This window comes from Labrys sp. ALF-8 (assembly GCF_059699065.1).
On the sequence record NZ_AP048537.1, the window covers coordinates 1775579 to 1800106 of the forward strand.

27 protein-coding genes are annotated in these 24528 nt (G+C 65.3%); 14 read left to right on the top strand and 13 right to left on the bottom strand.

Features of this window, described 5'->3' with window-relative positions:
- The first annotated feature begins 1 nt into the window (after position 1).
- Both AC6H34_RS08170 and AC6H34_RS08175 read left to right on the top strand, forming a co-directional pair.
- Positions 2-952: an ROK family protein gene (locus AC6H34_RS08170; protein ID WP_497538451.1), complete on the top strand. Its 951-nt coding sequence runs from the start codon at positions 2-4 to the stop codon at positions 950-952.
- Between the two features lie 96 nt (positions 953-1048).
- Positions 1049-2182, top strand: coding sequence for a patatin-like phospholipase family protein (locus AC6H34_RS08175; RefSeq protein WP_497538452.1), 1134 nt, complete (start codon positions 1049-1051; stop codon positions 2180-2182).
- A 9-nt stretch (positions 2183-2191) separates the two neighbouring features.
- Here the strand turns inward: AC6H34_RS08175 and AC6H34_RS08180 are convergent, their stop codons facing one another.
- The gene (locus AC6H34_RS08180; protein ID WP_497538453.1) at positions 2192-3037 is read right to left on the bottom strand and encodes an oxidoreductase; all 846 of its coding nucleotides are present in this window, start codon (positions 3035-3037) and stop codon (positions 2192-2194) included.
- 270 nt (positions 3038-3307) lie between these two features.
- Here AC6H34_RS08180 and AC6H34_RS08185 point away from each other — a divergent pair, with 270 nt between their 5' ends.
- Positions 3308-4288 (top strand): aldo/keto reductase, encoded by a 981-nt coding sequence (locus AC6H34_RS08185; protein ID WP_497538454.1) that lies wholly within the window; start codon positions 3308-3310, stop codon positions 4286-4288.
- 161 nt (positions 4289-4449) lie between these two features.
- Positions 4450-5277, top strand: a complete 828-nt coding sequence (locus AC6H34_RS08190; RefSeq protein ID WP_497538455.1) for an aldo/keto reductase — start codon at positions 4450-4452, stop codon at positions 5275-5277.
- Between the two features lie 48 nt (positions 5278-5325).
- On the opposite strand, the gene AC6H34_RS08195 is transcribed toward AC6H34_RS08190, so the two are convergent.
- Positions 5326-6645, bottom strand: a complete 1320-nt coding sequence (locus AC6H34_RS08195; protein WP_448150446.1) for an LLM class flavin-dependent oxidoreductase — start codon at positions 6643-6645, stop codon at positions 5326-5328.
- Between the two features lie 274 nt (positions 6646-6919).
- Between AC6H34_RS08195 and AC6H34_RS08200 the strand changes: the two genes are divergently transcribed.
- Both AC6H34_RS08200 and AC6H34_RS08205 read left to right on the top strand, forming a co-directional pair.
- A complete protein-coding gene (locus tag AC6H34_RS08200) occupies positions 6920-7768 on the top strand; it encodes an oxidoreductase (protein WP_497539858.1) in 849 nt (282 codons plus the stop codon).
- A gap of 541 nt (positions 7769-8309) precedes the next feature.
- Positions 8310-8555, top strand: coding sequence for a helix-turn-helix domain-containing protein (locus AC6H34_RS08205; protein WP_448150445.1), 246 nt, complete (start codon positions 8310-8312; stop codon positions 8553-8555).
- Positions 8556-8637: 82 nt separating this feature from the next.
- Here the strand turns inward: AC6H34_RS08205 and AC6H34_RS08210 are convergent, their stop codons facing one another.
- On the bottom strand, positions 8638-9906 hold the full coding sequence (locus AC6H34_RS08210) for a S41 family peptidase (RefSeq protein WP_497538456.1): 1269 nt from the start codon (positions 9904-9906) through the stop codon (positions 8638-8640).
- A gap of 156 nt (positions 9907-10062) precedes the next feature.
- On the opposite strand from AC6H34_RS08210, the gene AC6H34_RS08215 reads away from it, so the two are divergent.
- The 4 genes from AC6H34_RS08215 (at position 10063) to AC6H34_RS08230 (ending at position 12492) form a co-directional block, all read left to right on the top strand.
- Entirely contained in the window at positions 10063-10497 is a 435-nt protein-coding gene (locus AC6H34_RS08215) for a group III truncated hemoglobin (protein ID WP_497538457.1), read from the top strand.
- A gap of 70 nt (positions 10498-10567) precedes the next feature.
- Positions 10568-11476 carry an aromatic amino acid exporter YddG gene (gene yddG, locus AC6H34_RS08220; protein ID WP_448150442.1) on the top strand — a complete coding sequence of 303 codons (909 nt, stop codon included), beginning with the start codon at positions 10568-10570 and terminating at the stop codon, positions 11474-11476.
- Positions 11473-11955, top strand: coding sequence for a GNAT family N-acetyltransferase (locus AC6H34_RS08225; RefSeq protein ID WP_497538458.1), 483 nt, complete (start codon positions 11473-11475; stop codon positions 11953-11955). The genes yddG and AC6H34_RS08225 overlap by 4 nt, the downstream gene beginning before the upstream one ends.
- Positions 11956-12081: 126 nt before the next feature.
- Positions 12082-12492 carry an acyl-CoA thioesterase gene (locus AC6H34_RS08230; protein WP_448150440.1) on the top strand — a complete coding sequence of 137 codons (411 nt, stop codon included), beginning with the start codon at positions 12082-12084 and terminating at the stop codon, positions 12490-12492.
- Between the two features lie 54 nt (positions 12493-12546).
- Here the strand turns inward: AC6H34_RS08230 and AC6H34_RS08235 are convergent, their stop codons facing one another.
- From AC6H34_RS08235 to AC6H34_RS08260, 6 genes are all read right to left on the bottom strand, one after another.
- Positions 12547-13041 carry an RNA pyrophosphohydrolase gene (locus tag AC6H34_RS08235; RefSeq protein ID WP_497538459.1) on the bottom strand — a complete coding sequence of 165 codons (495 nt, stop codon included), beginning with the start codon at positions 13039-13041 and terminating at the stop codon, positions 12547-12549.
- On the bottom strand, positions 13038-13544 hold the full coding sequence (locus AC6H34_RS08240; protein ID WP_497538460.1) for an RNA pyrophosphohydrolase: 507 nt from the start codon (positions 13542-13544) through the stop codon (positions 13038-13040). The genes AC6H34_RS08235 and AC6H34_RS08240 overlap by 4 nt, the downstream gene beginning before the upstream one ends.
- Positions 13545-13553: 9 nt before the next feature.
- Complete coding sequence (locus AC6H34_RS08245; protein ID WP_497538461.1) at positions 13554-14144, bottom strand: DsbE family thiol:disulfide interchange protein; 591 nt, start codon at positions 14142-14144, stop codon at positions 13554-13556.
- Entirely contained in the window at positions 14141-14344 is a 204-nt protein-coding gene (ccmD, locus tag AC6H34_RS08250; RefSeq protein WP_448150436.1) for a heme exporter protein CcmD, read from the bottom strand. The genes AC6H34_RS08245 and ccmD overlap by 4 nt, the downstream gene beginning before the upstream one ends.
- 1 nt (position 14345) lies before the next feature.
- Positions 14346-15104 carry a heme ABC transporter permease gene (locus tag AC6H34_RS08255; RefSeq protein ID WP_497538462.1) on the bottom strand — a complete coding sequence of 253 codons (759 nt, stop codon included), beginning with the start codon at positions 15102-15104 and terminating at the stop codon, positions 14346-14348.
- A 168-nt stretch (positions 15105-15272) separates the two neighbouring features.
- On the bottom strand, positions 15273-16046 hold the full coding sequence (locus AC6H34_RS08260) for an SDR family oxidoreductase (RefSeq protein ID WP_448150434.1): 774 nt from the start codon (positions 16044-16046) through the stop codon (positions 15273-15275).
- Positions 16047-16177: 131 nt separating this feature from the next.
- On the opposite strand from AC6H34_RS08260, the gene AC6H34_RS08265 reads away from it, so the two are divergent.
- A complete protein-coding gene (locus AC6H34_RS08265) occupies positions 16178-17080 on the top strand; it encodes a LysR family transcriptional regulator (RefSeq protein ID WP_448150433.1) in 903 nt (300 codons plus the stop codon).
- Between the two features lie 4 nt (positions 17081-17084).
- Here the strand turns inward: AC6H34_RS08265 and ccmB are convergent, their stop codons facing one another.
- The 3 genes from ccmB to AC6H34_RS08280 are packed head-to-tail and all read right to left on the bottom strand — an operon-like array spanning position 17085 to position 19371.
- Positions 17085-17753 carry a heme exporter protein CcmB gene (gene ccmB / locus AC6H34_RS08270; protein ID WP_497538463.1) on the bottom strand — a complete coding sequence of 223 codons (669 nt, stop codon included), beginning with the start codon at positions 17751-17753 and terminating at the stop codon, positions 17085-17087.
- On the bottom strand, positions 17750-18370 hold the full coding sequence (gene ccmA / locus AC6H34_RS08275; RefSeq protein ID WP_497538464.1) for a heme ABC exporter ATP-binding protein CcmA: 621 nt from the start codon (positions 18368-18370) through the stop codon (positions 17750-17752). The genes ccmB and ccmA overlap by 4 nt, the downstream gene beginning before the upstream one ends.
- Positions 18367-19371, bottom strand: a complete 1005-nt coding sequence (locus AC6H34_RS08280; protein ID WP_448150430.1) for a KpsF/GutQ family sugar-phosphate isomerase — start codon at positions 19369-19371, stop codon at positions 18367-18369. Before AC6H34_RS08280 ends, ccmA begins: the two co-directional genes overlap by 4 nt.
- An 87-nt stretch (positions 19372-19458) precedes the next feature.
- Between AC6H34_RS08280 and AC6H34_RS08285 the strand changes: the two genes are divergently transcribed.
- From AC6H34_RS08285 to AC6H34_RS08295, 3 genes are all read left to right on the top strand, one after another.
- A complete protein-coding gene (locus AC6H34_RS08285; RefSeq protein WP_497538465.1) occupies positions 19459-20781 on the top strand; it encodes a lytic murein transglycosylase in 1323 nt (440 codons plus the stop codon).
- A 38-nt stretch (positions 20782-20819) separates the two neighbouring features.
- Positions 20820-21953, top strand: coding sequence for an SGNH/GDSL hydrolase family protein (locus tag AC6H34_RS08290; protein WP_497538466.1), 1134 nt, complete (start codon positions 20820-20822; stop codon positions 21951-21953).
- A 162-nt stretch (positions 21954-22115) separates the two neighbouring features.
- Positions 22116-22745: a trimeric intracellular cation channel family protein gene (locus AC6H34_RS08295; RefSeq protein ID WP_448151391.1), complete on the top strand. Its 630-nt coding sequence runs from the start codon at positions 22116-22118 to the stop codon at positions 22743-22745.
- Between the two features lie 225 nt (positions 22746-22970).
- On the opposite strand, the gene AC6H34_RS08300 is transcribed toward AC6H34_RS08295, so the two are convergent.
- Positions 22971-24395, bottom strand: coding sequence for a glutamate synthase subunit beta (locus tag AC6H34_RS08300; protein WP_448150427.1), 1425 nt, complete (start codon positions 24393-24395; stop codon positions 22971-22973).
- Positions 24396-24528 lie beyond the last annotated feature (133 nt).

The following is a 24528-nucleotide window of genomic DNA, read 5'->3' on the forward strand; positions in this document are numbered from 1 at the left end:
CATGATCCGGCGTGCCATCGGCATCGATCTCGGCGGCACGCAGGTCCGGGCCGCCCTCGTCGACAATCTCGGCAATGTGCTGAGGCGCGCCGCGACCCGCACCGACGTCCAAGGCGGACCGAAGGCAGTGATGGCGCAGTTCGCCGGCCTTGTCGCCGAGGTGGCCCAGGGAGAAGATCCCGGCGGCCTGGCCGGCGTCGGTGTCTGTGCGCCCGGCCCGCTCGACAGCACCACCGGGACCTTCATCCATGTTCCCACCCTGCCGGGCTGGGAGGATTTTCCGCTGCGCGACGAACTCGCCAGGGCTCTCGGCCTGCGTGTCGTCGTCGAAGGCGACGCCATCGCCGCCTGCTACGGCGAATGGCGCTTCGGCGCGGGCCGGGGCCTCCAGCACCTTCTCTACATCACCGTCTCGACCGGCATCGGCGGCGGCGTCATCAGCGATGGCCACCTCCTCCACGGAAGGCGCGGCATGACGAGCCATGTCGGCCATTTCCGCATGGCGACCGATGGCCCGCGCTGCTCTTGCGGCGGCATAGGCTGTTTCGAGGCCTTCGCGGCCGGTACGGCTCTCGACAGGCGAGCCCGGCAGGCGGCCCTCGATCACCCCCAAAGTCTCCTCGCCGGCCTGGCCCTGCCAACCGCGGGCGACGTGGTCGAGGCAGCCCGGCAAGGTGACAGCGTGGCGCTGGACCTCATCGGGGAGGAGGCCGACTATCTCGGCACTGGCCTCACAAGCCTGATCCATCTCTACAGCCCCGACAAAGTGATCATGGGCGGCGGAGTTTCCAACGGATTCGATCTGATGGAGGCCCGTATCGGCCGCGTGATCCGGAATACCGCCATGCCGTCCTTCCGCGACGTGCCGGTGGTCAGGGCCGGACTCGGCGACAACGCCGGGCTTGTCGGCGCGGCTGCGCTTCTGCTCTTCGACGAGCGGGGATCCCCATGACGGCCGGACAATGCCCTGAGGTTTCACGCCGGGCTCACGTCTCCTGGCGATAGTGTCCCCACTGCTGCCGCGGCAGCTCGGGACCGGGGGGACGAGATGGCACAGGGCAATGGTGTCGAGGATCCGACACTCGACCGCAACGCCGCGGCGCTGGCACTGTCGGGCGGAGGCTTCCGCGCCACGCTCTACCATTGCGGGGCGCTGATCCGGATCAACGAACTCGGCTACCTTTCCAAGCTCGCACGTATTTCCTCCGTTTCCGGAGGCTCGATCACCTCGGGGATGCTGGCGGCTGCCTGGAAGAGACTGACCTTCGTGAACGGCATCGCGACCAATCTCGAAACGGAGGTCATCGCGCCGCTGCGAGCCTTCTGCATGAGATCCGTCGACACCCCGGCGGTGGGACTGGGCACTCTTCTTCCGGGAAAGAGCATCGGCGACGTCCTTGCCGACACCTATGACGATCTCTTCAAGGGAATCACCCTGCAGGACCTGCCGGACAACCCCCAATTCGTCTTCAACGCCACCAACCTGCAGACAGGCCGGCTCGTGCGCCTGCAGAAGGTGAGGCTCGCCGACTACACGATCGGCATCATTCCCTCCCCGCGCGTCAGGCTCGCGGTCGCCGTTGCGGCTTCCAGCGCATTCCCACCGGTGCTCTCGCCGGTCGAGATCGTGGTCGATCCGAAAAGCTGGCAGAAAGCCGACGGCGCCATCCATTTCGGCGACCCCAACTACAACGGCAAGCTCTCGCTCACGGACGGGGGCGCCTACGACAATCTTGGCCTGGAGACGGTGGACGACTTCAATCCCATCATCGTCAGCGACGCCGGAGCACCTTTCGGGACCGAAGAGACCGCCAATGCGTTCTGGCCCCAGCAGGCCTTGCGTGCCCTCGACATTGCCACGGACCAGGCCCGCGCCCTGCGCAAACGCCTGCTCTTCGCGCAGGCCAGGCCCGTGAAGGACCAGCCGCCGCTACGAGCCGTCGCATTCAGCGGCATCGACGGCACGGTGACCGGCTATGATGCACCGCAAAAGCTGAAGCCCGATCCGGCAACCGGCAGCCGCCTCGCCCGCATGCGTACCCGGCTCAACCCGTTCAACGAACAGGAACAGAGCCAGCTCATCAACTGGGGATGGCTGATGATGGATGTGGCCATGCGCAGCTACGTCACACCCGGCAAACCGGCGCCCGAAGCCTTCCCGCTCCCGCGCTTTCCGGTATGAGCCGACATTTCACCCCTCGAAGTCGGTCGAGAGGGACACCTGTTCCCAGGCGGCGATCTCCGCCTTGAGGGCACCGAGTTTCTCTCGCACCAAGCCGATGGCGTCGCGCCCGAGCAGTAGATGCGCCGGCGGCTCGGGAGAAGCGACGAGCCTGAGGATGGCCTGTGCCGCCTTGGCGGGGTCGCCCGGCTGTCGGCCGCTATTGATCTCGCGGCGGGCGCGCAGCGGGTCGAACACAGTATCGTAATCAGGGATGGAGCGCGCCGCACGCACCATGGAACGGCCCGCGCAATCGGTACGGAAGCCGCCGGGTTCCACTGCGGTGACGGCGATGCCCAGGCTCCTGACCTCCTTGCCGAGGGTCTCCGAAATGCCTTCCAGGGCGAATTTGCTGCCATGATAGAAGCCGAGTCCGGGAAAGGTGACAATGCCGCCCATCGAAGTGACGTTGACGATATGCCCGGAGCGGCGCTTGCGCAGATAGGGCAGGACAGCCTGGATCATGGCGACGGCGCCGAAGACGTTGACCTCGAACTGCCGGCGCAGCTCCGCGAGCGACGACTCCTCGATGATGCCCTCATGGCCATAGCCGGCATTGTTGACGAGAACGTCGATGGGGGCAAAGCGCTCCTCTACCGCGGCGATCGCTGGAGCGATGGCGGGCGTATCGGTGACGTCGAGCAGCATCGCCCTGGCCTGACCGGGGGCGAGGGCTTCAAACTTCGTGCGATCCGCTTCGATGCGGACGGTACCGGCAACGCGATGTCCGGCCGCCAGGGCCGCTTCCGCCAGTGCTAGCCCGAAACCGGAGCTGACGCCGGTAATGAGGAAAGCAAGGGATTTTCGAGCGCTCATGGTGGCAACCTCCTGGCCACCAAGCTAGCGCCATTGGAATTACGCGATAATCCGTACAATCGTGGGAAGGCTTTGAAGTGGGCCTCAACAATGTTGGCTCGCGAGCTGCGGTTGTTTTGAAGCTCAACTTCAAGGCCTCTTTCCTGTTATGTGAATTAACATGGCCCCGCGCGGGTGATAGGGCAGGATCTCCGACCCATCCCTTCAGGCGGTGCGCCGGGTCCCCTTCCGCCGCATGCCGGTACGCCCGCCTCAGCTGGAGCCATCACCATGGATTACCTCAAACTCGGCTCGACGGGCCTTGAAGTCTCGCGCCTATGCCTCGGCTGCATGACCTACGGCGATCCGCAGCGGGGCAACCACGCCTGGACGCTGCCGGAGGACCGGAGCCGGCTGCTGATCCGCCAGGCCATCGAGGCCGGCATCAACTTCCTCGACACCGCCAATGTCTATTCGGACGGCACCTCGGAAGAAATCGTCGGCCGGGCCATCAAGGATTTTTCTCGGCGGGAAGAGATCGTGCTCGCCACGAAGGTCCATGGCCGCATGCGCCCAGGCCCGAACGGCGCCGGGCTTTCCCGGCGTGCCATCCTCGCCGAAATCGACAACAGCCTCAGGCGCCTGGGCACCGACTATGTCGATCTCTACCAGATCCACCGCTGGGACGCCTCGACGCCGATCGAGGAGACGCTGGAGGCGCTGCACGACGTGGTAAAGGCCGGCAAGGCCCGCTATGTCGGCGCCTCCTCCATGCACGCCTGGCAGTTCACCAAGGCGCTCTACATTTCCCGCCTCCACGGCTGGACCGAGTTCGTATCCATGCAGAACCATCTGAACCTGCTCTATCGCGAGGAGGAGCGCGAAATGCTGCCGCTCTGCACGGACGAGGGCGTGGCGGTCATTCCCTGGAGCCCGCTTGCCCGCGGCCGCCTCACGCGGGACTGGAACGAGACCACCGAGCGGCAGGAAACCGACATCTTCGGCGGCTCCCTCTATCAGGCCGGGTTCGAGGCCAATCGCCGGATCATCGAGGCCGTGGCGGGCATCGCCCGGGCGCGCAGCGTTTCGAAGGCGCAGGTCGCCCTGGCCTGGATCGCGGGGAAGAGCGCGGTCACCGCCCCAATCGTCGGGGCCTCGAAGCCCCAGCACATCACGGATGCCGTGGCAGCGCTGGACCTCCGTCTCACCCATGAGGAAATTGCCGCGCTGGAGGCACCCTATGTCCCCCAGAAGGTGGCAGGTTTTCAATAAGCTGCGGTTGCGCTTCGGGGAGGGCGGCATAGATGAGAGGGGGCCGGTTCCTTGACTGGCGCCTTTCCATGGCCCTCATTCACCTTCCATCAGGGCGCACACCGTTCCTGCCAGGCTGTCAGGAGCCCCTCGCCCCCTTCTCCATCACCCAGGAAGTTTCCATGTCCCCGACGATTCGCTTCAACGACGGCAACCAGGTTCCGCAGCTCGGATTCGGTGTCTGGCAGGTGCCCAACGAAGGTGCGAGCGCCGCCGTGACGGCCGCGATCGATGCCGGCTACCGCTCCATCGACACCGCCGCCGCCTATCAGAACGAGACGGGTGTCGGTGACGCGCTCGCCGCCTCCAGCGTACCGGTGAAGGAGCTCTTCATCACCACCAAGCTGTGGAATTCGGACCAGGGCTACGACTCCACCCTGCGCGCCTTCGACGCCAGCCTCAAGAAGCTCCGCCTCGACAAGCTCGACCTTTACCTCATTCATTGGCCGGTGCCCTCGCGCGACCGCTATCTCGACACCTGGAAGGCCTTCATCAAGCTGCGCGAGGAAGGCCGCATCGCTTCGATCGGTGTTTCCAACTTCCAGGTTTCCCATCTCGAACGCCTGAAGACGGAGACGGGCGTGGTGCCCGCGATCAATCAGATCGAGCTGCATCCGTACTTCCAGCAGAAAGCCCTGCGCGACTACCATGCCCGGGAAGGCATCGCCACCGAGGCGTGGAGCCCTCTCGGCCAGGGCCAGCTGCTGTCCGATCCCGCCATCGCCGCCATTGCCGGCAAATACGGCAAGACACCGGCCCAGGTGATCCTGCGCTGGCATCTCGACATCGGCAATGTGGTGATTCCGAAATCGGTCACGCCGTCCCGCATCGTCGAGAACTTCAAGGTCTTCGACTTCAAGCTGGCGCCGGAGGATGTCGCCGCCATCGAGAAGCTGGACGATCCCAACGGCAAGATCGGCCCGAATCCCGACACCTTCGCGATGATGTGATCGAACGGAAGGGAGGCTCTCTCCGCAGGGGGAGGGCCGCCGCTCGCCTCAGGCGAAGAACCGATTCGGCGGCCGCGGCAGCCCCAGATTTTCCCGCAGCGTCCTGCCTTCATATTCACGCCGGAACAGGCCGCGGTCCTGCAGCACCGGCACTACCCTGTCGACGAAATCGTCGAGGCCGCCCGGCAGGTAGGGGAACATGATGTTGAATCCGTCCGAGCCGTCCGTATGCAGCCACTCCGCCATTGCGTCGGCGATGGTCTGGGGCGTGCCAACGAAGGCAAGGCCCGCATAACCTCCAAGGCGCTGGGCAAGCTGGCGCACAGTGAGATTCTCGCGTTCGGCGAGCTGCAGCACGCGCTCGCGCCCGCTCTTCGACTGGTTGGTCTCGGGGATCGGTGGCAGCTTGCCGTCGGGATCGAAGCCCGAGGCATCGTGCCCGAGCGCGATGGACAGCGAGGCGATGGCGCTGTCGTAATGGACCAGGCTGTCGAGCTTCGCACGCTTGGCCCTGGCCTCCTCGACGGTGTCGCCGACCACCACGAAGGCCGCAGGCAGGATCTTCATGTGATCGGGATCGCGGCCGAGCACCTTCATGCGGCCCTTGACGTCGGCATAGAAGCGCTGACCGTCCGCCAATGTGGGCGGCGCGGTGAATACCGCCTCGGCCGTTTCCGCCGCGAGCTGGCGACCGGCTTCGGAGGATCCGGCCTGGACGATCAGGGGCCAGCCCTGCACGGGACGGGCGATGTTGAGCGGACCTCGTACCGAAAGGCTCGGACCTTTGTGGTCGAGCACGTGCATCCGGGCCGGATCGAAGAAGATGCCGCTCTCGACGTCGCGAACGAACGCGTCGTCGGCCCAGCTGTCCCACAGGCCCGTCACGACGTCATAGAATTCCCGCGCCCTGTGGTAGCGCTCGTCGTGCTCGACGTGTTCCGTGAGGCCGAAATTGAGCGCTGCATCCGGGTTTGACGTGGTGACGATGTTCCACCCCGCCCGGCCACCGCTGATATGGTCGAGCGAGGCAAAGCGCCGGGCGACGTGGTAGGGCAGGTCGAAGGTCGTTGAGGCGGTGGCGACGAGGCCGATATGCTCGGTCGCTCCTGCCAGCGCGGACAGAAGCGTGAAGGGCTCGAACGAAGTGGCGGTGTGGCTGCGCTTGAGCGCCTCAACCGGCATGTTGAGCACGGCCAGATGATCCGCCATGAAGAAGGCGTCGAAGCGGCCCTGCTCGAGCTTCTGAGCCAGGCGCTTCAGGCCCGGGAAGTTGAAATTGGCGTCTGGCCAGGCTCCGGGATAGCGCCACGCGCCGGTATGAATGCTGGCGGGGCGCATGAACGCTCCGAGCCGCAATTGGCGAGCCATGAAAATCTCCGATGAAATCGCTTGCGAAATATTCGGGCGGCCCAGCCGCCGTGCCCAAGCTTAGGGAACTGTGCCTCCGCGATTAAATACATTCAACACATAGTTCATATGTAATTGGCTCATGCCCCCACGCTGGCTGCCGGTTATTGCTGAATTTTCCTCAGCAGTATCCTGTCCATTACGCCGATTATCGCCGGTAAGATCCAGATCTATGGTTCGCGTCATCGAAGAGGTCGCCGTCACCTCCGGCGGCGACGAACATGGAGACAGGACAATGCGTGTTTGGTTCATCACGGGTGCATCGCGCGGCTTCGGTGCCCTCATCGTCAAGGAAGCCCTGGCGGCCGGAGACGCCGTCGTGGCAACCGCCCGCAATCCCGAGAGCATCATCCGCCAGCACGGCGCCCACCCCCATCTCCTCGCCGTCGCCCTTGATGTCACGGACGAAGCGCAGGCACAAACCGCCGTCAAGGCCGCCATCGAGCGTTTCGGTCGCATCGACGTCCTGCTCAACAATGCCGGCTATGGACTGCTGGGCGCAGTGGAAGAAGCAACCGCCGAGGAAATCGAGAAGATCTATCGCACCAACGTCTTCGGTCTGCTGGCAGTGACCCGCGCGGTGCTGCCCTCCATGCGCGAAAGACGGTCGGGTCACGTCATGAACATCTCTTCCATCGGCGGCTATACTGCCTACCAGGGCTGGGGGGTCTACGGTTCGACCAAATTCGCCATCGAGGGGCTGACCGAGTCGCTCGCGAAGGAACTGGCCCCGCTCGGCATCAAGGCGACGGTGATCGAGCCCGGCTTTTTCAGGACCGACTTCCTGGATGCGCAGTCCCTGGCCGTCAGCCCGCCCTCGATCCCCGACTATCACGAGACGGTCGGCGCGATGCGTGACTTCGCTGCCGGCGCCAACCATGCCCAGCCGGGCGATCCTGCCCGCTTCGCCAAGGCGATGGTCACTCTCGCCTGCGCCGACAACCCGCCGCTGCGCATGCCTTTCGGCAGTGACACGGTGGCGGCGCTGGAAGAAAAGAACGCCTTCGTAGCCAGGGAACTTGCGGCGTGGCGGCAACTCGCCGTGTCGACGGACTTCCCGGACGGCGGCGAAAAGGCTGCGTGAAGGCATGATCCGGACAACGCCTCCCCGACCATCAGGGGAGGCTTTTGCCCTCTGTGCAGTCACGAATCATTCAAATCCACGTGACCAAAATCCAAGAATATCAATAGCCTGCTTGCCCCCAATGTCCACCTGAGCCAATGTACGCTTCATTACACTCCCACGGGCGTCATGTTATTGATGTATCAACAGAAACACATAGCTAATTCTGCTCGAAATCGGCTATGCTTGACCATCTTGGATTTCGGCCCTATCGTCACCGTCCTACGATTCACAAATTGACGCTCGTTTACTCTCGATAATTATACTTATTCCAATACTCGTTCTGAGTGATTGTCTCCTGCACAGGACAGGCGTTCTTTCTGCCTCGCATGAGAATTGTCGGCCTGCCTGAAAGCGTAACCAAGCAACACGGCTGTATCTGAACCGCGTTCGGCCGCAGCATGACCAGCCCGGAGGGACGGAACCCTGTCTCTCACCCACCCCTAACTGGAGCCCCCTGAAACAATCCCATCCATCCCCGGTACTCAACAAGGAGTGACATATGTCTTATTCCGGAAGCGAACACGCCCTCTCGAAAGCCACTGCCCCGGTCATCAGCGCCGGCGGGCACATCTTCAGGGAGGCCCGCGAAGCAAAGGGATACAGCATCGAGGATCTGGCCGTGACCTGCGGCCTGACGGTGGACGAAATCAAGGATGTCGAATTGGGCCTGGATGCCAGCCCCGGCTACCTGCGCCGCGTCGCTGCCGCTCTCGGTCTGCCAGAAAGCGTGACTTACAACGCTTGAGACCATAATCCAGGGAGGAACCGGCACTCGCCGCATCCGTTTCGATACGGATGCGGCGAGTGTCGTTCCGGGGTGCGCGTGCTCAAGGCACGACGCGCTTCGGGGGAAAGGCGGGGTTCTGCCGAACACCGCGAAGAAGGTCGAGCGCGGCGTTGAGCTGCGTATCGTCCTTGGCGTCGGGCGGCACGTAGAAGGAGGAGCCACTCCCTTCCTCCGCCCCTGCCCCTTTGAGATGGCCGGCAAGTCCGGCCTCGCCGCTGGTGCGATGCACGTCGCTGAAGGCCGCCGCATCATGCTGGAGAACGAGAATGTCCGGCTGGATGCCCTGAGCCTGGATCGAACGGCCAAGCGGCGTGTAGTAGCGCGCCGTCGTGAGAATGAGGGCGCTCTCGTCGGGCAGACGGCTCACGGTCTGAACCGAGCCCTTGCCGAAGGAGCGTGTACCCAGAATCGTCGCGCGCTTGAGATCCTGCAGTGCCCCCGCCATGATTTCCGCTGCCGAGGCGGTGCCCCCATTGATCAACACGATCACCGGCTTGCCGCCCACCAGATCGACGCCGTTGGCCACGAAGACCTTGGAAAGACCGGGATCGCGACCCCGCACCGATACCACCACGCCCTTGCCGATGAAGCCGGCGGACACCACGATCGCCTGATCGAGCAGGCCGCCCGGATTGTTCCGCAGGTCCACGATCAAGCCCTTGAGATCGTCGAACGCGATATCCGCCTGCAGCTTGTCCGTGGCCCGGTGCAGACTGTCGAACGTACCGTCGTCGAATTCGACGATCCGGATGTAGCCGACGTTCCGCCCGAGTTCCTGGAGCTGCACCGTCTCGGTGGCGAGGACGACGCGCGTGAGGTCGACATCGAAGGGATCCGCCCTGCCGTGGCGCCGGATGGATAACGTCACGCTCGTGCCGGCCGCCCCCTGCATCTTGCCGAGTGCTGCGTCGAGGCTCAAGCCCTGCACCGGCGTGCCGTCGAGGCTGAGGACGATGTCGCCCGGCTGCAGGTCCGCCTTGGCCGCGGGCGAATCCGGCAGGATCCTCTTGATGGCGAGTTCGCCGTGGTCAAGCGTCAGTTCGACGCCGATGCCGGCGAACTTTCCGGTGAGCTCCTGCTGCATCCCGCGGAAGGTGGCGGCGTCGACATAGCGGGAATGCGGATCGAGCGAGTTCATCATGCCCTCGATCGCTCCCTTGATCAGCTTCTGCGGATCGGGCTCGTCGACATAATTGGCGAGCACGCGTTGATAAACCGCGGCAAAGCGACCAAGTTCATAGAGCTGTTGCGAGCTGTCGGTGTCGGGGTTGTCGGCATCCGGGGGTTGCGCTGCGGCCGGCGCCGACATCAACCCAATCGAGAAAAAGATGATTGCAAGTGGACGCATCCGCATGGCAGCCCCCACCGAAATTCATCTTTAGATTTTACAATGTAATCATGGCCGGATGATAGCGCGCCTGCAGAATATTCCTCGTAGAGCGTTGCCGGCTTGACGGACTTCATCATGACTTCCAGCATCAATATGGGCGAAATCACGAATACAGCCTTTTCGGAGGCCATGATCGAGCGCCTCGTCCATACCTTCTACGGCCGGGTGCGGCAGGACGAACTGATCGGCCCGATCTTCAATGCCAAGGTGGCGGACTGGGACGACCACCTCGCAAAGCTCTGCGCCTTCTGGTCTTCGGTCATCCTGCGCAGCGGGCGCTACGACGGCCGCCCCCTGCGGCCTCACCTGATGATGCCGCTGGAAGGCCACCATTTCGACCGCTGGCTCGATCTGTTCGAACGCACCGCGCGCGACGTGCTGTCGCCGGAAGCGGCCCTGGTCTTCATCGACCGCGCGCGCCGCATCGCGGATAGTTTCGAGATGTCGATAGGCACGCAGAGAGGCGAGATCCGCTCGCCGCGCCACCAGCGCCGGCCTCTGCCGGAGTAATTCCAGGCAGCCCCATGGCATTTTGCGCCCTTTTGCGGCATAGGGGCTGGCTCCCTTCGAGTGCAGATTCATGTCCTCCCGATTTCTCGCCACATCGATCGGCCTGATCGCCATCCTGCTCTGGGCCGTGCTCGCGCTTACCACCGCGCTGGCAAGCCGGATTCCGTCCTTCGAACTCCTCGGCCTCACCTTCGCGGTTGCCACTGCGATGGGTGCCGTATCATGGCTCTTTCGTCCCGGCGCGGCGAGCGCCCTTCGCCAGCCCCTGCCGGTGTGGGCACTCGGCGTCGGCGGCCTGTTCGGCTATCATGCGGTCTACTTCGAGGCGCTGAAGCGTGCTCCCTCGGCCGAGGCCAGCCTGATCGCCTATCTGTGGCCCCTCCTGATCGTATTGTTTTCAGCCATGCTGCCAGGCGAGAGATTGCGTTGGCATCATATCGCGGGAGCAGTGCTCGGCTTTGCCGGTGTACTCGTGCTGGGTCTTTCCAAGGGGCTCAGCGGCTTCGACAGCCACGCCATTCCCGGATATCTCCTGGCACTCGCCTGCGCCTTCATCTGGTCGGGCTACTCGGTGCTCTCGCGGCGGCTGAAGACGGTGCCGACGGATGCCGTCGTCGGCTTCTGCGGCGCGACCTGCCTGCTCGCCTTCCTGTGCCACGGCCTGTTCGAGCAGACGGTGTGGCCAGAGCCGAGGGAGTGGCTCGCCATCGTCGGCCTCGGCCTGGGACCGGTAGGCCTCGCCTTCTACGCCTGGGACCGCGGCGTGAAACATGGCGACATCCGCCTCCTGGGTGTTGCCTCTTATGCCACGCCGGTGCTCTCGACGCTGATCCTGGTGCTTGTGGGCTTCGCGGAGCCGGGTTGGGGCCTCGGCCTGGCCGTGCTGCTGATCGTGGGCGGCGCCGTGCTGGGAAGTCTCGACAAGCTCGCACCGCGGCCATTGAAGATCGATGCGGCGAGTGCCAAGGTCACGCCATGATCATCCGTGCTGCCCGCCCCGAGGACGCCCCGGCCATATGGGCAATCATCGGCCCGACCATTCGCGCCGGCGAAACCTATGCGCTGGATCGCGACATGACCGAGCAGGCGGCCCTCGCCTATTGGACGGGCAGCGACCGCGACTGCTTCGTGGTCGAGGAGGACGGTGTCATCCTCGGTACCTATTACATCCGGCCCAATCAGCTGGGCGGAGGGCGTCATGTCTGCAACTGCGGCTATATGACGGCCCTCGCCGCCGCTGGCCGCGGCATCGCGCGGCGGATGTACGAGCACTCCCGCGTCCACGCGCAGGCGCAAGGCTATCGCGCCATGCAGTACAACTTCGTCGTCAGCACCAATGAGCGCGCCGTCCGCCTCTGGCAATCGCTCGGCTTCGAAATCGTCGGAAGGCTCCCGGGCGCGTTTCTGCATCCCAAGCACGGATATGTCGACGCCCTCGTCATGTATCAGGCGCTCTGAGCACCGCCCTGATCCTGTCCCGGCGCGACATCTTGGCGCTCGTTCGGCCTCATGGCCCGTTAAAGGTAGACCGGGAGGGCCGTTGCGCGGTAGTTTTATGACGGTTTTGGTACGAGGCGCTCCGCCATGTTCCGAAAAGTCGCCCCCTATGACTATCCCATCGATATCGAGCGCGCCGATATCGACTTCATGGGCCACGTCAACAATGCCAGCTACCTCAAATGGGTGCAGGCGGCGATCATCAGCCACTGGGAACGGCTGGCTCCCACGGAGATGGTCGCCAAGCATTTGTGGGTCGCTCTCAAGCACGAGATCACCTACCGCAAGCCGGCCTTCCTGAACGACGACGTGATCGCCACCGTCATCCTGCGGAAGGTGCACGGGGCCCGGGCCTTCTACGAGATCATCATCAAGCGCGGCGAAGTGGTGCTGGCCGAGGTGCGCTCGAGCTGGTGCTGCCTGGACTCCAGGACCCGCCGGCCCACGCGGCTGTCGAGGGGGTTGATCGAACGGTTTCTGGGCAAGGCGGAAGAATAGCGCCTGGGAGCGGAGGGCATCCCCGCCTTCGGTCTGTGACTGCCGCTACAGCCTTCACCCGAACTTTTGAAACGCTGCCACCATGCGCTCGTAGGAAGGCAGCTTGTGCGGCGTCACCAGCGCCGGCAATCGTTCCAGGCGCTCCCAGCGCCAGCCGAAGAATTCCTGCGGTTCTCCCGTAGGCAGGTTCACCACGTCGATCTCGCTTTCCGGCCCTTCGAAACGAAAGGCGGCCCAGCGCTGCTTCTGCCCGCGAAAGGGGGACAGCTTGTGCAGCGGCCCATCATAGGGCGGGAAGTCATACTGCCACCATTCCTCCGTCACGGCCAACAGCGAGGCCGACCGGACATTCGTCTCCTCCCATAGTTCGCGCCGTGCAGCCGCCTCGATCTCCTCGCCCTCGTCGATGCCGCCCTGGGGGCATTGCCACTCATGGCCGGGCACGATCAGCTCCGGTCCCGACGTTTCCGCGCGGCCGACCAGCACCAGCCCCCGCGCATTGAAGAGTGCGATACCGACATTGGGACGATAGGGCTTCGGGGACGTCATGGCGCGAGATGGCGGAAGGCGGCGACGACCTGCTCGTAGACGCCGCGCTTGAAGGGAACGATGAGGCCCGGCAGTTCCTCGAGCGTTTCCCAGCGCCAGGCATCGAATTCGGGCTTGTGCTTGCCGCCCGCCGGATTGCCGACATCGATCTCGCTGTCGGCGCCGGTGAAGCGAAAGGCGACCCACTTCTGCGTCTGGCCGCGATACCGGGCCGTCCAGCCGCCGCCCACCGCCTCGGCCGGCAGGTCGTAGGAGTACCAGTCCGGCGCCTCGGCCAGGAACTCAACGGAGCGGACATTGGTCTCCTCATAGAGCTCGCGCAGCGCCGCCGCGCGCGGCTCCTCGCCGTCGTCGATGCCGCCTTGGGGCATCTGCCACTCCAACGTGGGTTTGTTCGGTTGGCCTTCCTTGGTGCGACGGCGGCCTATGAAGACATGGCCGGCGGAGTTGAACAGCACCGCACCCGCGCAGGGCCGGTAGGGAAGCTTCGAACGGTCAGTCATTGCAGGCCTTTACTTCGATGCGGCTTCGACGGCCGGAAGGAGCTTGTTCGCCAGCTTGTCGTCGTCGAGCGGACCGACGATCTTGTCGACGATCTCGCCCCTGCCGTCGACGATGAAGGTCTCGGGCACGCCGTAGACGCCCCAGTCGATGGCGGAGCGGCCATTGGCATCGACACCGACCGCGTCATAGGGACTACCGAAAGTGCCGAGGAAGCGGCGGGCATTGTCGGGATCGTCCTTGTAGTTGATGGCGACCAGACGCGCCTTCTTCATGGCGGCGAACTTCATCAGTTCGGGATGCTCGTCCTGGCAGGGGACGCACCAGGAAGCGAAAACGTTGACCACCGTGACGCCGCCGGCCTTGAGGTCGGCGGTGGCGAGGCCAGGCACCGGCTTGCCGTCCCGCAGAAGCTCGGGCAGCGCCGGAAGCTTCATCTCGGGGACAGGCTTGCCGATGAGGGCCGAAGGCAGGGTCGAGGGGTCGCTCCCATCCTTGAGCTGGTAGAGGAAGAGGCCCGCCAACGCCGCAAAGGCGATCAGCGGAACGAAGACGAGCACCCGCCGGCGCGGTGCCGGGGGCAGGGCCTGGCTGCTGCTCACGCCGCCTCCTTGCCCGCAGGCGCACCCTGGCGGGAACGCCGGCGCAATCCGCGCGCCTCGAGATCGGCAAGCGTACGGCGCTGCACGCGATAATCGGCGAGCACCCAGGTGATCAGGCAGGCCACCACCACAAGGGCGATCGCATAGGCCCAGACGATGAAAGCCCAATGGGAGCCGAGGTCCATGCCGAGGATCACCATCTCAGGCCTCCGCCGGCACGGTGGACGCGACGGTCGTCGCAGGGCTCGACGCCGCCATCAGGCGCATGGTGCGAATGCGCCGGCGCAGGATCTCGTTGCGCATCGCCATCACTTGCAGCGTGGCGAACAGGAAGGTGAACGCCACCGCCATGTCGAGAAGCGGCCAGAGCATCATCCAGGAATAGATGGTGGAGCCGCCGATGCGAAACACCGAAGCACCCTGGTGCAGCGTGTTCCACCATTCCACCGAGAACTTGATGATCGGTATGTTGATCGCCCCGACCAGCACGAGGATGGCCGAGATGCGTGCCGCCTTGCCGGGCTCCTCGATCGAATGCCAGAGCGCCAGGAGGGCGAGATACATCAGGAAAAGCACGAGCACGGAGGTGAGCCGCGCATCCCATACCCACCATGTGCCCCACATTGGCTGGCCCCAGAGCGAACCGGTGATGAGGCAGAGCAGGGTGAAGGCCGCGCCTATGGGCATCGCCGACTTCATCGCAACCTCGGCGAGAGGGTGGCGCCAGACCAGAACGCCCAAAGCCGAAAGCGACATCACGCCCCATCCGGCCATGGCGAGCCAGGCACTCGGCACATGGATGTACATGATCTTCACGGTGGCGCCCTGCTGATAGTCGTCGGGCGCCATGGCGACGCCGTAGAGCCCGGCAACGAAAAGCAGCACGGTGATCGCCACCAGCCACGGCAGCAGGCGCGCGGCGAGGCCCAGGAAAACGGTCGGATTGGCGAGCTTCCACATGCCTCTGTTTTACCCGCGCTCACGCGGCGAAACAATGACGGAGGGAACAAGATTCTGCGCCGGATTCACGCACGGAAAACGCGGAGGGGCGATCACCGATCGCCCGCCCGGAAGCGCGGAGCCGGCCGGCAAGGGCGATGTCGATCCCCTGCCGGCGTCCCTCCCGCCCTACTTGGTGGTGTATCCGCCGTTGACGAGGATGGTCTGGCCGGTCATCCACCAGCCGTCGGAGACGAGGAAGCGGATCCAGGGCACGATGTCCTGGATATGGGTGAGCCCTGTGGGGGTGAACTTGGAGAGGGCGGCGGCGGTCTTGTGGTAGGCCTGCGCCTCCGGGCTCTCGGCGGGATAGAAGAAGGGTGTGTCCATCGGGCCGGGGCCGATCGCCGTCACCGAGATGCCGCGGTCGCCCAGTTCCTTGGAGGCGGCGCGGGTGAAGTGCTCGACCGGCGCCTTGGTGCCGGCATAGCTCGCATAGAAGGGTGTGAAGGCACCCAGCAGCGAGGTCACCAGCGTGCAGATCTTGCCGCCGTCGTTGAGGGTCTTGCCGGCTTCCTTGATGAAGAAGAAGGCGGCCTTGGAATTGACGTCGGTCATCGCGTCATATTCGGCCTCCGAGATCTCGGCCATCGGTTTCTTGAGCACCTTGCCCACCGTGTTGATGGCGATGTCGGGACGGCCGATGGCGGCCACCGTGTCGGCGAACAGCTTCTCCACCGCCCCTGCTGCGGTCAGGTTGGCCTGGAAGGCCACCGCCTCGGCCCCCGCCGCCTTCACCGCCGCCACCGTCGCATCCGCCTCAGCCTTCGAGGCCGCGCTGTTGTAGTGCACCGCGATCGCCCGGGCTCCCTGCGCCGCCAGGTCGCGCGCAATCAGCCCGCCGAGATTCTTGCCGCCCCCGGCAATGATCGCCGTCTTCCCCTTGATGCTGTGATCCGTCACGGACTTCTCCCTATGCTGTTGCCGGCTGCACATCGCAGCCTCTGCTGCTGCACAAGATATCGTCCAGGATTCCGCTATAAAGGCGCTGTTTGTGATATGACATGTTGCAAATCACGAACAATCGGTGGGTCTTGGACAGAATCGATCTTCTCCGCATCTTCATCCGCGTGGTCGAAAGCGGCAGCTTCACGCGCGCTGCCGATACACTCGGCCTGCCGCGTTCCTCGGTCTCCCTGGCGATCCGGGACCTGGAGGCGCGCATGGGCACTCGCCTGCTGCACCGGACCACACGGAAGGTCTCGGCGACGCAAGAAGGTCTTGCCCTGCTCGCGCGCAGCCAGCGACTCGTCAGCGATTTCGAGGAAACCGAGAACCTGTTCCGCCAGACCAAGGCGAGCCCGGCCGGCAAGCTGCGCGTCGACATGCCGGGCCGCATCGGGCGGTTGATCGTCGCCCCCGCCCTGCCGGAATTCCTGGCTCGCTATCCGCAGATCGACATCGACATGGGCGTGACGGACCGCGCGGTGGACCTCGTCGAGAACAGCATCGACTGCGTGCTGCGGGTGGGGCCTCTCGGCGATTCCGGCCTCATCGCCCGCTTCATCGGCAACCTCGCACTGATCAACGTTGCCAGTCCGGCCTATCTCGCCAGTCACGGCACGCCGCAAGGTCTCGACGAACTCGACTCCCATCTCGCCGTCGCCTATGCCTCGCCGTCGACAGGCCGGGTCGAGCCCTGGGAATGGATCGAGCGAGGCGAGACGATGAGTCGTGCGATGCGCAGCCGCGTGGTGGTGAACAGCGCCGAGGCCTATATCGCCTGCTGCCTGGCCGGCCTCGGCCTGATCCAGATCCCGGCCTATGACGTTAGGGCTCATCTCGGTGCCGGCGAACTCGTGGAGGTCATGCCCGGCCATCGCGCCGCCCCCATGCCGATGACCCTGCTCTTTCCGCACCGCCAGCCCCTGCCGCGGCGTCTTGAGGTCTTTTCGGATTGGCTGGCGGACCTGCTCAGGCGCAACGTCCTGGCCTGAACCCTCATTCCAGCCCGAAACGCAACGCCCAGGCCGCGGCCACGGTGCCCAGCGCGATGGCGAAGAGCGTCATGGCCGAGAGCAGCAGGAAGGGTGGCAGGAAGGGCATCGGCCCCGTAATGGCCGCCGTCGCCGCCGCCACGCCGAAAATGAGGACCGGGATCGTCAGCGGCAGGATGAGGATCGAGATCAGCATGCCGCCGCGCCTCAGCGCCACCGTGAGCGCGGCGCCGATGGCCCCGAGGAAGGTGAGTGCAGGCGTACCGATTAGGAGCGTCGCCGTCACGGCCGCGATGCCGTGGCCCGGCACGTTGACGAACAGGGCGAGCAGCGGCGTGGCGATCACCAGGGGCAGGCCCGTGGTGATCCAATGGGCCAGCGCCTTCACCGCGACCGCCAGTTCCAGCGGCGTGCCGCCGAGATGGAGGAGGTCGAGGGAACCGTCGTCGAGGTCGGCCTGGAAGAGCCTGTCGAGGCCGAGCAGGGTGGCGAGCAGCGCACCGAGCCACAGCACCGCGGGGCCGATGCGGGCGAGCAGGTTGAGGTCAGGGCCGACGCCGAAGGGGATCACCGTCACCACAGCGAGGAAGAAGATCACCCCGACGGGCGCACCGCCGCCCGAGCGGACGGCGAGCTTGAGGTCGCGGACGAAGAGGGCGCCGAGCGCACTCATGCGCCACCGATCGTGAGCGTCTGGCTCGGCGCAAGGCCGAGGTCGCCATGAGTCGCGGCGAGGATGATGCCACCGTCGGCCAGGTGATCCCGCATCAGCCCGGCAAGGCGCGCCTGCGTCGCCGCATCGAGGGCCGAAGTCGGCTCGTCGAGCAGCCAGATCGGCCTCCGGGAGACGAAGAGACGGCAGAGCGACAGCCTCCTCCGCTGCCCCGCCGAGAGATAGGCAGCGGGAAGATCGGCCAGGTGCTCGATGGCGAAGAGGTCGAGCGCATCCTCGATGCCGAGCCGTGGATCGCCATAGTAGGAGCGCCAGAAGTCCAGGTTCTCCCGCACGCTCAGCGAGGGCTTGAGCGCGTCGCTGTGGCCGCAATAATGCATGTGCTCGGCGGGATCCCGCTCCGCTTGGCCGCCCTCGAGCCGCAGCGTTCCCGCCGTCTTGGGCACGAGGCCGGCGACCACGCGCAGCAGGCTCGACTTGCCCGCACCGTTGCGGCCGACTACGGCGACCAGTTCACCCGCCCGTGCCGTAAAGCCGACGCCGCCGAACACGGGCCGGCCGCCCCGCTCGCAGGCAAGGCTTTCGACGGTCAGGCGAAGGGGCGGCGGATTGCTCAAACCACGCCGATATTCAGGAGATCGAGCATATGCACCACGCCGACGGGGCGCTCGCCCTCCATGGCGAAGAGAACGGTGATGCGTTTGGAATCCATGATCTCCATGGCCTCGCTCACCAGGGCATCGGTGCGGATCACCTTGGGCGTCCGCGTCATGATGTCGTCGACGCACCGGGTCATGAGGTCGTCGGCCATATGGCGGCGCAGGTCCCCGTCGGTGGCGATGCCGACGAGCTTGCCAGCCGCGTCGACGACGCCGACGCTGCCAACGCCCTTGTTCGACATCACCAGGATAGCTTCCGACATGCGGGTGCCGGCGAGCACCAGCGGGATGGCGTCTCCCGTGCGCATGACGTCGCGAACGAATTTGAGCGCCGCGCCAAGCTTGCCGCCCGGATGAAAGACACGAAAATCCGCCGCCGTGAAACCGCGCCATTCGAGCATGGCCATGGCGAGGGCGTCACCCAGCGCCAGGATCATCACCGAGGACGTCGTCGGCGCCTGGCCGTTGGGACAGGCTTCCTTCACCTTCGGCAGGAGAAGACAGATATCGGCGGCCTTGGCGAGCGTCGAGCCGGGCACCGAAGTCACCGCGATCAAGGGCACGTTGAAGCGGGTGGCATAGTCGATGATGTCACCGAATTCGCGCGTTTCGCCCGACCAGGACAAGGCGATGACGGCGTCGTCCGCCGTGATCATGCCGAGATCGCCGTGGCTCGCCTCGCTTGGATGCACGAAGAAGGCAGGCGTGCCGGTGGAAGCGAAGGTCGCGGCGATCTTCTTGCCGATATGGCCCGACTTGCCCATGCCGGAGACGATCACGCGGCCCTTGAGGCGTCCGATGCGATCCACCACGGCGGCGAAGGCCGCACCGAGATCGCCGGCCAGCGCCTCGCCCATCGCCTCCAGGCCCGCCTTTTCCGTTTCGATCGTGCGCAGGGCGGAGGCCAGCGCCGGATTGATGGGGGCCGTCGCCTTCACCACGCCATGAGCCTTGTTCAAACCTTGCCTCTTTGCAATTTGCTTCTCGCGGCGGTGTTTATCACAAAAAAGATGAACGTCATGGTATCAGGATTCGAGGAGGCGCCAATGCCACGCATGAATCGATCGACTGCCGGCATCGCAGTCACTGCGAGCGCAGCGAAACAATCCTGCGGGGCTCCTGCGGTCTTCCGGCCCAAGGCACGCTTCGCTGCGCTCGCAATGGCTGCGACCAGGTTGCGGCGGGCAGCGGCACTGTGCCTCGCCCTTCTCGTCCCGGCGAACCTGGCAACACCGGCCCTGGCCGACAACTATCTCGGCTTCGTCACCCGCCTGTGGCCGCTCGCCAAGGAGGCTGGCGTCTCGCGCGAGACCTTCGATGCCGCCTTCGCAGGGTTGGAAGTCGACCCCAAGGTGATTTCGCTGGCCGGTACCCAGCCGGAGTTCAACCAGACCATTCACGCTTATGTCGACGGCCGCCTCTCCGCCAACCGCATCGCGCAAGGCAAGGCGATGGCGCAGCGCTGGAAATCCTGGCTCGACAAGGCCGAGGCCCAATATGGCGTCGATCGCTATGTCATCCTGGCGATCTGGTCGCTGGAGAGCAATTACGGCGCATCGCCCGGCGATTCGGATACGATCCGCTCGCTTGCCACGCTGGCCTGCTGCACGCAGAAGCGCCCGGAACTCTTTCGCGACGAACTGATCGCCGCACTGAAGATCCTGCAGGAACACGACATCACCCCGCGGGGCATGACCGGTTCTTGGGCCGGAGCGCTGGGGCAGGTGCAGTTCATGCCGTCCAGCTTCCTGAAATATGCGGTCGACATGGATGGCGACGGCAAGCGCGACGTCTGGGAGGAAGAGCCGGACGTGATCGGCTCGATCGCCAACTACCTCAAGCAGCACGACTGGGATGCCGGCAAGCGCTGGGGCTACGAAGTGAAGCTGCCGGCGAAATTCGATTTCACCGCCATCAACGACAATGACGGCGGGCCGGCTTCGGCCTGGGCGAAGCTTGGCGTCGCGCGGGCCGACGGCAAGCCCCTTCCCGGCCCGGACAAGGCCTGGCTCTTCCTGCCCGCCGGCGCCAAGGGTCCCGCTTTCCTGATCTTCCAGAACTACTGGGCGATCAAGACCTACAATATCTCCGATTCCTATACGCTGTCCGTGGGGCTTCTCGCGGACCGCATCCGGGGCGTCGATGCCCTCAGGGGCAGTTGGCCGGCGCAGGAGACAACGCTCAACCGCGCGCAGATCACCGCCATGCAGAAGAAGCTGCAGGCGCTCGGCTATCCCATCGACAACATCGACGGCAAGATCGGCCCCGCGGCGAGGTCCGCCCTGCGGAGCTGGCAGGCCAAGGCCGGCCTGGTGGCGGACGGCTATCCCACTCCGGCCGTCCTTCAGAAGCTGAGCGCGGCGAAATGAGGTGTGGTAAAACTCGAAGAGCCTGACCGGGAAAGGCCGTGAAACAGCGTCTTCTCCTCCTCGCCCTCCTCGCCTTGGCCGCCATCGGCCTGGCACAGCTGGCCGTGCATGCGCGCAGCGGCGGAGACACGCCCGGCGAAGCGCTGCGGCAATACAGGGACATGCAGGACAAGGTGCGTGCGAACAATGCCCGTCCCGCCCCCGCGCGGCGAACCAAGGTGCGCGCCTCGCCCTTCTCGATGCCGAAGCCTGCGGCTCCCGCACCCGCGCCGGCCGTACCGCCATCGCTCTTCGTGCACGTCATCGGCGATTCCCTGGCCGACCAGCTCGCCAAGGGGCTGACCGATGTCCTGGACGACAGACCCGACATCGCCGTCGTCGACGACGCGAAGGCCGATACCGGCCTGGTTCGCACCGATTTCTTCGACTGGAACAAGGCGGTGTCCGACCTCATCGCCGTCAATGCCCAGATCGATGCCGTCGTCGTGCTCGTCGGCTCCAACGATCGCCAGGCCATCCGGGACAGTGATACCAGGCTCGATCCCCAATCGGAGGAATGGGAGGCAGCCTATCGCAAGCGGATCGAAGCCCTGATCGCGCCGCTGAAGGCCAAGGGCATCAAGATCTTCTGGCTCGGCCTGCCGCCGATGCGCAGCGACGATCTCAGCGCCGGGATGGTCCGCCTCAACAGCCTCTATCGCGAGGAGGTGACGCAGGCCGGTGGGACCTATATCGACATCTGGGACGGCTTCGTGAGTGGCGACGGCAGCTACGCCACCAGCGGCACGGGCCTCGATGGCCAGCCGGCACGCCTGCGTAGGCCCGACGGCGTGCATTTCTCCGAGGAGGGCGCCCGCATCGCCGCCCATTTCCTCGAGGGCGACCTCAGGCGCGTGCTCGGCGACGCCCCCCCTGCTCCGGTGATCGCCACGGCACCCGTGGCCGAGCCGACGACCGACACGCCTGGTGAGCAGCCGGCGCCGGAGAAGCCTGAATACGGTCCCGTACTGCCACTCGACGCCTATGAGAGCACGCCGGGCGGCCAGTTGCTGGGCGGTGCCGCCGCGAGACCGTCCGGCGCCGCGGATCCGAGCGTCGCCAAGGTGCTGCAGCAGGGCGAAAGTCTGCCGCCACGCGAAGGGCGCGCGGACGATTTCCGCTGGCCGGAATAACGCCGGGAGGGTGGGCGTCTCGTCCCTCGATGCCGACGTCGGGAAGAAGGACACCGGCTGAGGCCGTCACGTCCGCACTTCAGCATACCTATTGCACATGACGGAAGGGGATGGCAGGTGGACGATCGCCACGATCCGCCCGCCATGGAAGCGACCCGGAAGATGATCCCTGCCGAACTCGTCCATATCCTCTATCTCGTCGCAATCGTCGCGGAAGCCATGACCGCCGCCCTCTCGGCCGGAAGACGCCAGATGGACTGGCTGGGAGTCGCGCTTCTGGGCAGCATTACGGCTCTCGGAGGCGGCTCGGTACGCGATGTCCTGCTCGGACGCCATCCCCTGAGCTGGGTCGAGCATCCTTCCTACCTGCTGATCACGAGCGCGGCGGCGCTTGCAACGATCCCGGTGGCGCACCTGATGGGCCACCTTCGCCGCCTTTTCCTGTTCCTGGACGCGGTGGGCCTGGTGGTATTCACCATCATCGGCTGCGACATCGCCATGGGGCTCGGCATGCCGATCGTCGTCGTCATCGCGTCCGGCATGATCACCGGCTGCGTAGGCGGCGTGCTGCGCGACATCCTGTGCACCGACATCCCCCTTCTGTTCAGGGCGGAGCTCTACGCGACCGTTTCGATCGTCGCGGGTTGCCTCTATGCGGGCGGCCTTTGGTTGGACCTTCCGCACGATCTCGTCATGGTGGGCGCCATGCTCATCGGCTTGGCCATGAGGCTGCTCGCCCTGCGTTTCGGATGGAGCATGCCGAAATTCGTCTATACCGAGTCGCTGCACTGAGCGGCCGCCCGGGAAATCGCGTGAGGCACGACTTTTTGTCATCGTCGGGTCTGCCCCCGGCGACACCTGTCCCGTCTCGGATCCAGGGCAGCTCGGATAACGGAGAAGGCTGCGCCCTGGATGCCCGGGACAAGCCCGGGCACGACAAGAACTGCCGAAGGGACAGCGTCCCTTCGCCGCGATCACCGGAGAGCAAGAATAGGCCGGGAGGCCGGCTCCCGCGCTCTACCGGGGTAGGGTCGTCGCACCCATAAGCGCCTCGTCGATCGCCCTCGCCGCCTGGCGTCCCTCGCGGATCGCCCACACCACCAGGGACTGGCCGCGGCGCATATCGCCGGCGGCGAATACCTTGTCCATCGAGGTGCGGTAGTCGAGGTCGGTGGCCACGACATTGCCGCGCTTGTCGAGATCGACGCCGGACTGGTCGATCATGCCGGCCTTCACCGGGCCGGTGAAGCCGAGCGCGATGAACACGGCGTCGGCACGGATCACGGTCTCGGTGCCCTCGATCGGGCGCCGCTTCTCGTCGGCCTTCGCGATCCGCACGCCAGTCACGCGGCCGTTCTTGCCGACGATGCCGAGCGTCACCGCCTGGAACTCGCGCTCAGCGCCCTCGGCCTGCGAGGAGGAGGTGCGCATCTTGGTCGGCCAATAAGGCCAGATGGCGAGCTTGTCTTCCTTCTCCGGCGGGCGCGGGCGAATGTCGAGCTGCGTCACCGAGATGGCGCCCTGGCGGAAGGACGTGCCGACGCAGTCCGAGGCGGTGTCGCCGCCGCCGATGACCACGACATGCTTCCCGGTGGTCAGGAGAGGCTCTTCCTTGCTGATGTCCTCGCCCCCGACGCGGCGGTTGTTCTGCACCAGATAGGGCATGGCGAAATGCACGCCGTCGAGCTCGGCGCCCGGCAGCGCCGGATCGCGCGGGGTCTCGGCGCCGCCGGCCAACAGCACGGCATCGTGCTGGCCCTTGAGGTCGGCGAAGCTCATGGTAACGCCGACATTGACGCCATAGTGGAAGGTGACGCCCTCGGCTTCCATCTGGCGCACGCGGCGCTCGATGTGGTGCTTCTCCATCTTGAAGTCGGGAATGCCGTAGCGCAGCAGGCCGCCGGCGCGAGGCTCGCGCTCGTAGACGTGCACATCATGGCCCGCGCGGGCGAGCTGCTGGGCAGCCGCCATGCCGGCCGGCCCCGAGCCCACCACCGCGACCTTCTTGCCGGTCCTGACCTTGGCGATCTCGGGCTGGATCCAGCCCATGTTCCAGGCCTTGTCGGCGATCGACTGCTCGATCGTCTTGATGGTCACCGGGACGTTTTCGAGGTTGAGCGTGCAGGCTTCCTCGCAGGGCGCAGGGCAGATGCGGCCGGTGAATTCCGGGAAGTTGTTGGTGGTGTGCAGGTTGCGCGCCGCCTCTTCCCAATCGTCCTGGTAGACGAGGTCGTTCCAGTCGGGAATCTGGTTGTTTACCGGGCAGCCGGTCGGGCCGTGGCAATAGGGCACGCCGCAATCCATGCAGCGCGCAGCCTGCTTGGCCACGTCCTTGTCGTCCAGCGGAAGGGTGAATTCGCGATAGTGGCGGATACGATCCGCCGCCGGCATGTACTTCTGGTCCTGCCGGTCGATTTCAAGAAAACCTGTTGCCTTGCCCATGGGAGTGGTCCTGAAACGTATGTCGACCGGATGCGCCGGCCAGGTTGATCTCTTCGGGCGCGGCGCCGGCCACTCCCTTCCCCCTTGAGGGAAGGGTAAGGGATGGAGGTCGATCAGGACAGGCGAACCTCTC